Genomic DNA, 9,859 nt, shown 5'->3' with positions numbered 1-9,859 from the left:
ATCAGCACCACCAGCGCCGCGCCGAGCAGCGCCACCACCAGCTCGCGGGCATCCCAGTCGCGGTACAGGCCGACCAGCAGGGTCAGCGTCAGGCTGGCGGCCAGACCGCCATACAGACCTTCCCAGCTCTTGCCGGGGCTGACCTGCACGGCCAGCTTGCGCCGGCCGAAGCGCTTGCCGCTGAAGTAGGCGCCAATGTCGGCACACCAGACCAGCAGCATCACCGCGAGGATCAGGCTGTTGCCCTGCGGCCACTGCTTGAGCAGCAGCAGCCCCTGCCAGGCCGGCAGGAGAATCAGCAGGCCGAGCAACAGTCGCACCGGCAGTGCCCGCCAGGCCCGGCTGCTGGACGGATAGCCGAGGACCAGGCCGATCGCCGCCAGCCACCAGAGCACCGCCAGCGCCAGCAGTGCACCGGCCAGTTGCGGCAACTGGTACAACCCCAGCAGCAGCAGCGCCACCCCGGCGGCATAACCGATGCGCAGCGGCTGCGCCTCGAGCCCGGCCAGGCGCGCCCACTCCCAGCCCCCCAGGCAGACGATGGCGGCGATGAACAGGGCAAACCAGCCACCCTGCAGCAGGAAGAAGCCACCCAGGGCGATGGGCAGCAGGCACAGGGCGGTGATGATGCGCTGTTTCAGCATGTAGGTTTCCGTTGTTCTGCTTCAACCTGTTCGCTGGTCTTGCCGAAGCGGCGCTGGCGACCGGCAAAGTCGGCCAGTGCGCTGCGCATGGCCTCGTGCTTGAAGTCGGGCCAGAGCAGCTCGGAAAAATACAGCTCGGCGTAGGCCAGCTGCCAGAGCAGGAAGTTGCTGATGCGCTGCTCGCCGCCGGTGCGGATGCACAGATCGACGGGAGGCTGCTCACCGGTGACCAGGCAACGCTGCAGCAGGTCCGGAGTGATCTCGTCGACCTGCAGGTGGCCGGCAGCCACCTCGCGCGCCAGGCGCTGGGCAGCCTGGGTGATGTCCCACTGCCCGCCGTAATTGGCCGCCACCTGCAGCAGCAGGCCGCTACCACCGGCGGTCAGCTGCTCGGCCTCGGCCATCGCGGCCTGCAGCTCGGGCTGGAAGCGCGAACGATCGCCGAGAATGCGCAGACGGATGCCGTTGGCGGAGAGTTTCTTCACCTCGCGGCGCAGGGCCATGAGGAACAACCCCATCAGGGCACCAACCTCGTCGGCCGGGCGCTGCCAGTTCTCGCTGGAGAAGGCGAACAGGGTCAGCACCTCGACCCCTGCCTCGGCGCACGCCTCGACCACCGCACGCACGGCATCGACGCCCGCCTTGTGACCGGCGACGCCGGGCATGAAGCGTTTCTTCGCCCAGCGATTGTTGCCATCCATGATGATGGCAACGTGGCGCGGCATGCCCGGCGGGGCAGTCTGTTTCGTCTTGTCCATGACTGTCATCCGACCGTCAAACGGCCATCAGGTCGGTTTCCTTGGCCTCGAGGGCCTTTTCGACTTCACCGACAGCCTTGTCGGTGAGCTTCTGCACCTCGTCGGCAGCGCGACGCTCGTCGTCCTCGCTGATTTCCTTTTCCTTGACCAGATCCTTGAGCTGGGCCAGGGCATCGCGACGGATGTTGCGGATCGCCACGCGGGCGTTTTCCGCCTCGGAACGCGCCTGCTTGGTGTAGCCCTTGCGGGTTTCCTCGGTCAGCGCCGGCATCGGCACACGGATGGTGGTGCCGGCGGTGGCCGGATTGAGGCCCAGATCGGAAGTCATGATGGCCTTCTCGACGGCCTGGATCATGCTCTTGTCGAACACGGTCAGGGCCAGGGTGCGCGAGTCCTCGGCGATCACGTTGGCGACCTGGCGCAGCGGCGTGTCGGAGCCGTAGTAGGACACCATGACGCTGTCCAGGATGCTCGGATGGGCACGACCGGTGCGGATCTTGGCGAAGGCGTGATCCAGCGACTCCAGCGACTTCTTCATGCGCTCCTGCGCGTCTTTCTTGATCTCGTTGATCATTCTCAACCCTCCTCGACCAGGGTGCCTTCGGCGCCCCCGACAACAATATTAAGCAAGGCTCCGGGCTTGTTCATGTTGAACACCCGCAGCGGCATCTTGTGATCGCGGCACAGGCAGATGGCTGTCAGATCCATCACGCCCAGCTTGCGATCGAGCACCTCGTCATAGGTCAGATGCTCGAATTTCTCGGCATTCGGATCCTTGAACGGGTCGGCAGTGTACACGCCATCGACCTTGGTCGCCTTGAGGACCAGGTCGGCATTGACCTCGATACCACGCAGGCAGGCCGCCGAATCGGTGGTGAAGAACGGATTGCCGGTGCCGGCGGAGAAGATCACCACTTCGCCGTTCTGCAGGTGGCGGACGGCCTTGCGACGGTCGTAGTGGTCGGTCACGCCGACCATGGAGATCGCCGACATCACCAGGGCCGGGATGTTCGAGCGCTCCAGCGCGTCGCGCATGGCCAGCGAGTTCATCACCGTGGCCAGCATGCCCATGTGGTCGCCGGTGACCCGATCCATGCCGGCGGCGCTCAGTGCGGCGCCGCGGAACAGGTTACCACCGCCGATGACCAGACCGACCTGGACGCCGATACCCACCAACTGGCCGATCTCCAGGGCCATGCGGTCGAGCACCTTGGGATCGATACCAAAGTCCTCGCTGCCCATCAGCGCTTCACCGCTGAGCTTGAGCAAAATACGTTTGTAGCGGGCTTGGCGACCACTCAGCTGGGCCATACGAATCTCCTGCGGCAGTGTGATGTTGCGAATAACCGGCTCTTTTCGCGTGCCGGCGCGGCTTTGACCACGACGACAAGAACCTGTGCCCCCATGGCACCGAAAAAACTGACTCCCTTCATTCTTGTTCGGCAGACCGAAGCCTGCCATGCCGCAAAGAAAAGGCTGCGCGCGGAAGCGGGCAGCCTTGTCTCGAACGGCATCAGCGCATCTTACTGCTGGGTGGCAGCCACCTGGGCAGCAACTTCGGCAGCGAAGTCGACTTCGGCCTTCTCGATGCCCTCACCCACTTCGTAGCGGACGAAGGAAACGATCTCGGCACCGGCCTGCTTGGCCAGCTCGCCGACCTTGACGTCGGGGTTCTTGACGAAAGGCTGCTCGACCAGGCTCGCCTCGGCGAGGAACTTGCTGATGCGGCCCTTGACCATGTTCTCGACGATGTTTTCCGGCTTGCCGGCGATCTTGTCGGCGTTCAGCGCCAGGAAGATTTCCTTTTCCTTGGCCACGGCTTCTTCCGAAACCTCGGCCGAGCTCAGGAACTGCGGGTTGCTGGCCGCCACGTGCATGGCGATTTCGCGCGCCAGCTCGGCATTGCCGCCCTTGAGGACGACCAGAACGCCGATGCGGTGGCCGTGCAGGTAGGAACCCACCACGTCGCCTTCCACGCGGGTCAGACGGCGGATGTTGACGTTTTCGCCGCACTTGGCCACCAGGGCCTCGCGGGCCGACTCGCGGGCAGCGATCAGCGGAGCCACGTCGGTCAGCTGCTCGGCAAAGGCCTGCTCGAGGCTGTCGGCAACGAAGCCCTTGAAGTCGTCCTGCAGAGCCAGGAAGTCGGTCTGCGAGTTGACTTCGAGGATCACGGCCGCCTTGTTGTCGTCGGCCACTTTGACTGCGATGGAGCCTTCGGCGGCGATGTTGCCAGCCTTCTTGGCAGCCTTGATCGCACCAGCGGCGCGCATGTCGTCGATGGCTTTTTCGATGTCGCCACCGGCGGCAGTCAGGGCTTTCTTGCAATCCATCATGCCTTGGCCGGTGCGCTCGCGCAGTTCTTTAACCAGGGCTGCAGTAATCTCTGCCATGTTCGGATTCCTCTAGAGTTGCTCTAAACCAGTTCGCCCGGCAGGCCGGGCGGCAATTCGGAGTTGGCAAAAAGGGGGCCTAGCCCCCTTTTTGCGCACCGCAAAACGCTTGGCGCGCCGGGCGCTTAGCCTTCAGCGGCTTCGGACGAGACTTCGGCAACGAACTCTTCGCCAGCACCGCTGTTGGACTTGCCACGCAGAACGGCGTCGGCCATGGAGCCCAGGTACAGCTGAACGGCGCGAATGGCGTCGTCGTTACCCGGGATGATGTAGTCCACACCTTCCGGGCTGCTGTTGGTATCGACAACGCCGATGACCGGGATGCCCAGCTTGTTGGCTTCGGTGATGGCGATGCGCTCGTGGTCGACGTCGATCACGAACAGCGCGTCCGGCAGACCGCCCATGTCCTTGATACCACCCAGGCTGCGCTCCAGCTTTTCCAGATCGCGGGTACGCATCAGCGCTTCTTTCTTGGTCAGCTTCTCGAAGGTGCCGTCCTGGGACTGGACTTCCAGGTCGCGCAGGCGCTTGATCGAGGCGCGGATGGTCTTGAAGTTGGTCAGCATGCCGCCGAGCCAGCGGTGATCGATGAACGGCATGCCGCAACGGGCCGCTTCTTCACGAACGATCTTGCCAGCGGAGCGCTTGGTGCCGACGAACAGGATCTTGTTCTTGCCAGCAGCCAGCTTCTCAACGAAGGCCAGAGCCTCGTTGAACATCGGCAGGGTTTTTTCGAGGTTGATGATGTGAATCTTGTTGCGCGCGCCGAAGATGTACTTGCCCATCTTCGGGTTCCAGTAACGGGTCTGGTGACCGAAGTGGCAGCCGGCTTTCAGCATATCGCGCATGTTGACTTGGGACATTTCTATTCCTCGATAAGTCGGGTTGAGCCTCCACGCATCCCAAAATCCAACCCTTGCGGGCACCCAGGATAATTGTGTCGATGCGTGTGTGGTTTCGATGGCTTCACGGGACCACCCCGAAAAGCGCCGCGCTTTATACCATAGCTGGACGCTGGGCGAAACCCGCCGACATGCCGCGCCGGTCGTCCGCAGCGGCCGGCGGGTCTGTTAGAATGACATTCCTTCCTGTTTATAAGGCAGGCGCGCTGCGCCAGAGAGAGCTGATGACCGTCACCATCAAGACCCCCGGGGAAATCGAGAAAATGCGCGTGGCCGGCCGCCTGGCCGCCGACGTGCTGGAGATGATCGAGGAGCACGTCAAGGCCGGCGTCACCACCGAGCAACTCGACCGCCTGTGCCACGACTACATCGTCGACGTGCAGCAGGCCATCCCGGCGCCGCTCAACTACAAGGGCTTCCCCAAGTCGATCTGCACCTCGATCAACCATGTGGTCTGCCACGGCATCCCCAACGACAAGCCGCTCAAGGATGGCGATATCCTCAATATCGACATCACCGTGATCAAGGACGGCTACTTCGGCGACACCAGCAAGATGTTCCTGGTCGGCAAGGTGCCGGAGTGGGCCGAGCGCCTCTGCCAGGTCACCCAGGAGTGCCTGTACAAGGGCATCTCGCTGGTGCGTCCCGGCGCGCACCTGGGCGACATCGGCGAGATCATCCAGAAGCACGCCGAGAAGAACGGCTACTCGGTGGTTCGCGAGTACTGCGGCCATGGCATCGGCAACGTGTTCCACGAAGAGCCGCAGGTGCTGCACTACGGGCGCGCCGGCACCGGCCTGGAGCTCAAGGCCGGGATGACCTTCACCATCGAGCCGATGATCAACCAGGGCCGCTACGAGACCCGCCTGCTCGGCGACGGCTGGACCGCGATCACCAAGGACCGCAAGCTCTCCGCCCAGTACGAGCACACCATCCTGGTGACCGACAGCGGCTGCGAGATCCTCACCCTGCGTAGCGACGACACCATCGCCCGCTGCCTGCCCTGAGCCGCCCGCCCAGCCCCGCCGATTGGAGATCGCCCGATGCCTGCGATGGAAATGGACAATGCGCTGTTCGACCGCGGCCAGTTCCAGGCCGAACTGGCCCTGAAGAGCAGCCCGATCGCCGCCTTCAAGAAAGCCATCCGCCAGGCTACCGAGACGCTCGACGGGCGCTTCTCCGCCAGCTGCGACATCCGCCGCCTGATCACCGAGCGCGCCTGGTTCGTCGACCAGATCCTCAGTGAGGCCTGGGCACGCTTCGAGTGGGGCGACAGCGACGCCATCGCCCTGGTCGCGGTCGGCGGCTACGGCCGCGGCGAGCTGCACCCGCATTCGGACATCGACATCCTGATCCTCCTCGACGGCGCGCAGCACGAACGCCTGCGCGCGCCGATCGAGGGCTTCCTCACCCTGCTGTGGGACATCGGCCTGGAGATCGGCCAGAGCGTGCGCTCGGTGGAGGAATGCGCCAGCGAGGCGCGCGCCGACCTGACCGTGATCACCAACCTGATGGAAAGCCGCACCATCGCCGGTCCCGACCGCCTGCGCCAGCGCATGCAGGAAGCCACCAGCACCGCACACATGTGGCCGGCCCGCGAGTTCTTCCTGGCCAAGCGCGCCGAACAGCGCGCCCGCCACGCCAAGTACAACGACACCGAGTACAACCTCGAGCCCAACGTCAAGGGTTCGCCCGGCGGCCTGCGCGACCTGCAGCACATCCTCTGGGTGACCTGCCGCCAGTACGGCAGCCTGACCCTGGAGACCCTGGTCACCCGCGGCCTGCTGACCCAGAACGAACACGACCTGCTGAGCGCCGGACAGGTGTTCCTGTGGAAGGTGCGCTACGCCCTGCACATGATCACCGGCCGCGCCGAGGATCGCCTGCTGTTCGACCACCAGCGCCGCCTGGCCGGCCTGTTCGGTTTCGAGACCAGCGACACCAAGCTGGCGGTCGAGCAGTTCATGCAGAAGTACTACCGCATGGTGATGGCCACCGCCGAACTGAGCGACCTGGTCAACCAGATCCTCGAGGAACTGCTGCTCGAACAGACCGAGCCCGGCCAGGCACGCAAGCTCAACGCACGCTTCCAGGTGCGCAACGGCTTCATCGAGGCCAGCGCGCCGAACGTGTTCAAGCGCAGCCCCAGCGCCATCCTCGAGATCTTCGTGCTGATGGCCCAGCACCCGGAGATCCGCGGCGTACGCTCCGGCACCATCCGCCTGCTGCGCGACCACCGCCACCTGATCGACGACAAGTTCCGCCACGACCTGCGCAACACCAGCCTGTTCGTCGAGCTGTTCAAGTCCCACGAGGGCATCCACCGCAACCTGCGGCGGATGAACCGCTACGGCATCCTCGGCCGCTACCTGCCGGAATTCGGCCACATCATCGGCCAGATGCAGCACGACCTGTTCCACATCTACACGGTCGACGCGCACACCCTCAACCTGATCAAGCACCTGCGCAAGCTCGACCGCCCGGAGCTGGCCGAGAAGTTCCCGCTGGCCAGCGAGCTGATGGCCCAGCTGCCCAAGCCCGAGCTGGTGTACTTCGCCGGCCTGTTCCACGACATCGCCAAGGGCCGCGGCGGCGACCACTCCGAACTGGGCGCGCAGGACGCCCTGGCCTTCTGCGCCCGCCACCACCTGCCACCGTGGGACAGCCGCCTGATCGCCTGGCTGGTCAAGAACCACCTGATCATGTCCACCACCGCGCAGCGCAAGGACCTCTCCGATCCGCAGGTGATCCACGACTTCGCCAGCACCGTGGGCGACCAGACCCACCTCGACTACCTGTACGTGCTGACCGTGGCCGACATCAACGCCACCAACCCGACGCTGTGGAACTCGTGGCGCGCCTCGCTGATGCGCCAGCTGTACGCCGAGACCAAGCGCGCGCTGCGCCGCGGCCTGGAGAACCCGATCGACCGCGAGGAGCAGATCCGCGAGAACCAGCACGCCGCCCTCGACCTGCTGCGCGCGCGCAACGTCATCGACAGCGACGCCGCCGAACAGCTGTGGTCGCAGCTCGGCGACGACTACTTCCTGCGCCACTCGGGCGCCGATATCGCCTGGCACGCCGAGGCCATCCTGCAGCATCCGCACGACGGCGCGCCGCTGGTGCTGATCAAGGAAACCACCCAGCGCGAATTCGAGGGCGGCACGCAGATCTTCATCTATGCCCCCGACCAGCACGACTTCTTCGCGGTGACCGTGGCGGCCATGGACCAGCTCAACCTGAACATTCAGGACGCGCGCATCCTCACCTCGACCAGCCAGTTCACCCTCGACACCTACGTGGTGCTGGATGCCGACGGCGGCTCGATCGGCGACGATCCGCAGCGCATCGCCGAGATCCGCCAGGGCCTGGTCGACGCGCTGAAGAACCCCCTCGACTACAGCACCATCATCAAGCGCCGGGTGCCGCGCCAGCTGAAGAGCTTCGGCTTCGCCCCGCAGGTGACCATCCACACCGACGCCCAGCGTCCGCTCAGCGTGATCGAGGTGATCGCCCCCGATCGCCCCGGGCTGCTCGCCCGCGTCGGGCAGATCTTCCTCGACTTCGACCTGTCGGTGCAGAACGCCAAGATCGCCACCCTCGGCGAGCGGGTGGAAGACGTGTTCTTCGTCACCGACGCCCACCATCAGCCGCTGTCCGATCCGGAACTCTGCGCCCGCCTGCAGGAATCCTTGGTCCGCCAGCTTTCCGATACCCAGGACGGCCTGATCACGCCGTCCCGCATCAGCTTCTGAACAGGAACTATTGATGAACCGAGCCCTCGACCTCCTGCAGCCCTACCCGTTCGAAAAGCTGCGCGCCCTGCTGGCCGGCGCCCAGCCGCCGGCTGCCAAGAAGGCGATCGCCCTGTCCATCGGCGAGCCCAAGCACCGCTCGCCGGACTTCGTCGCCAAGGCGCTGGCCGACAACCTCAACCAGCTCTCCGTGTACCCGACCACCATCGGCCTGCCGGCCCTGCGCGAGTCCATCGCGCGCTGGTGCGAGCGCCGCTTCGGCGTGCCCGCCGGTTGGCTCGACCCGGCCAGGCACGTGCTGCCGGTCAACGGCACCCGCGAGGCGCTGTTCGCCTTCACCCAGGCGGTGGTCGACCGCACCCCCGACGCCCTGGTGGTCAGCCCCAACCCCTTCTACCAGATCTACGAAGGCGCCACCCTGCTGGCCGGCGCCACCCCGCACTACCTGCCGTGCCTGGCCGAGAACGGCTTCAACCCGGACTTCGACGCCGTGCCGGCCGAGGTCTGGCAGCGCTGCCAGATCCTGTTCATCTGCTCGCCGGGCAACCCCACCGGCGCCCTGGTGCCGCTGGACACCCTGAAGCAGCTGATCGCCCTGGCCGACCAGTACGATTTCGTGATCGCCGCCGACGAGTGCTACAGCGAGCTGTATTTCGACGAGCACAACCCGCCCGCCGGCCTGCTGAACGCCTGTGCCGAGCTCGGCCGCAGCGATTTCAAGCGCTGCGTGGTGTTCCACAGCCTGTCCAAGCGCTCCAACCTGCCGGGCCTGCGCTCGGGCTTCGTCGCCGGCGACGCCGCGATCCTCAAGCCGTTCCTGCTCTATCGCACCTACCACGGCTGCGCCATGCCGGTGCAGACCCAGCTGGCCAGCATCGCCGCCTGGAACGACGAGGAGCACGTGCGCGCCAACCGCGTGCTGTACCGCGAGAAGTTCGACGCCGTGCTGGAGGTGCTCGGCGGGGTACTCGAGGTGGAACGCCCGGACGGCGGCTTCTACCTGTGGGCCAAGACCCCGGTGGACGATGCCACCTTCACCCGTGAACTGTTCGAGCGCGAGCACGTAACCGTGGTGCCCGGCTCCTACCTGTCGCGCGAGGTCGACGGCGTCAGCCCGGGCGCCAATCGCGTGCGCATGGCCCTGGTCGCGCCGCTGGCCGAGTGCGTCGAAGCCGCCCAGCGCATCCGCAACTACCTGGAGACCCGTCAGGGATGATGAGCGAGCCGCTGAACGTGATGACCGCGCTGATCGGCAGCGGCATGCTGCTGATGGGCGTCGGCTACAACCAGCGCGACAGCGACGCCGGCGTCGGCCTGCTGGCGGTCGGCGTGCTAGTCATGCTGTCGTCGCTGTTCTACCGCCTGTACCTGGCCTTTGCCTGACTGGCGCCACCCGCGGCGCATTTT

Annotated in this window: 10 protein-coding genes; 4 read left to right on the top strand and 6 right to left on the bottom strand. The window is 65.5% G+C overall.

Annotated features, from left to right (window positions below):
- The 6 genes from BM297_RS20515 to rpsB form a co-directional block, all read right to left on the bottom strand.
- Nucleotides 1–644: phosphatidate cytidylyltransferase (locus tag BM297_RS20515; protein WP_092435499.1), on the bottom strand; the 644-nt coding region annotated here is incomplete at its 3' end.
- On the bottom strand, nucleotides 638–1,402 hold the full coding sequence (gene uppS, locus BM297_RS20510; RefSeq protein WP_092435502.1) for a polyprenyl diphosphate synthase: 765 nt from the start codon (nucleotides 1,400–1,402) through the stop codon (nucleotides 638–640). The genes uppS and BM297_RS20515, both read right to left, overlap by 7 nt.
- A gap of 16 nt (nucleotides 1,403–1,418) precedes the next feature.
- The gene (gene frr, locus BM297_RS20505) at nucleotides 1,419–1,976 is read right to left on the bottom strand and encodes a ribosome recycling factor (RefSeq protein ID WP_090313717.1); all 558 of its coding nucleotides are present in this window, start codon (nucleotides 1,974–1,976) and stop codon (nucleotides 1,419–1,421) included.
- 2 nt (nucleotides 1,977–1,978) lie between these two features.
- Complete coding sequence (pyrH, locus tag BM297_RS20500) at nucleotides 1,979–2,713, bottom strand: UMP kinase (RefSeq protein WP_092435495.1); 735 nt, start codon at nucleotides 2,711–2,713, stop codon at nucleotides 1,979–1,981.
- A 212-nt stretch (nucleotides 2,714–2,925) separates the two neighbouring features.
- Nucleotides 2,926–3,795 (bottom strand): translation elongation factor Ts, encoded by an 870-nt coding sequence (gene tsf / locus BM297_RS20495; RefSeq protein WP_092435492.1) that lies wholly within the window; start codon nucleotides 3,793–3,795, stop codon nucleotides 2,926–2,928.
- A 125-nt stretch (nucleotides 3,796–3,920) separates the two neighbouring features.
- Nucleotides 3,921–4,658: a 30S ribosomal protein S2 gene (rpsB, locus tag BM297_RS20490; RefSeq protein WP_092435489.1), complete on the bottom strand. Its 738-nt coding sequence runs from the start codon at nucleotides 4,656–4,658 to the stop codon at nucleotides 3,921–3,923.
- A gap of 263 nt (nucleotides 4,659–4,921) precedes the next feature.
- Here rpsB and map point away from each other — a divergent pair, with 263 nt between their 5' ends.
- From map to BM297_RS21955, 4 genes are read left to right on the top strand one after another with little or no spacing between them, the layout of a single operon-like run.
- Nucleotides 4,922–5,704 carry a type I methionyl aminopeptidase gene (gene map / locus BM297_RS20485; RefSeq protein ID WP_092435485.1) on the top strand — a complete coding sequence of 261 codons (783 nt, stop codon included), beginning with the start codon at nucleotides 4,922–4,924 and terminating at the stop codon, nucleotides 5,702–5,704.
- 45 nt (nucleotides 5,705–5,749) lie between these two features.
- Entirely contained in the window at nucleotides 5,750–8,452 is a 2,703-nt protein-coding gene (locus tag BM297_RS20480) for a [protein-PII] uridylyltransferase (protein ID WP_394328028.1), read from the top strand.
- 13 nt (nucleotides 8,453–8,465) lie between these two features.
- On the top strand, nucleotides 8,466–9,668 hold the full coding sequence (gene dapC, locus BM297_RS20475; protein WP_092435479.1) for a succinyldiaminopimelate transaminase: 1,203 nt from the start codon (nucleotides 8,466–8,468) through the stop codon (nucleotides 9,666–9,668).
- The gene (locus BM297_RS21955; RefSeq protein WP_175526703.1) at nucleotides 9,668–9,835 is read left to right on the top strand and encodes a hypothetical protein; all 168 of its coding nucleotides are present in this window, start codon (nucleotides 9,668–9,670) and stop codon (nucleotides 9,833–9,835) included. Before dapC ends, BM297_RS21955 begins: the two co-directional genes overlap by 1 nt.
- The last annotated feature ends 24 nt before the right edge of the window (nucleotides 9,836–9,859 follow it).

The organism is Geopseudomonas sagittaria (assembly GCF_900115715.1).
Taxonomy (GTDB): domain Bacteria; phylum Pseudomonadota; class Gammaproteobacteria; order Pseudomonadales; family Pseudomonadaceae; genus Geopseudomonas; species Geopseudomonas sagittaria.
This window is presented reverse-complemented; position numbering and strand designations above follow the sequence as displayed.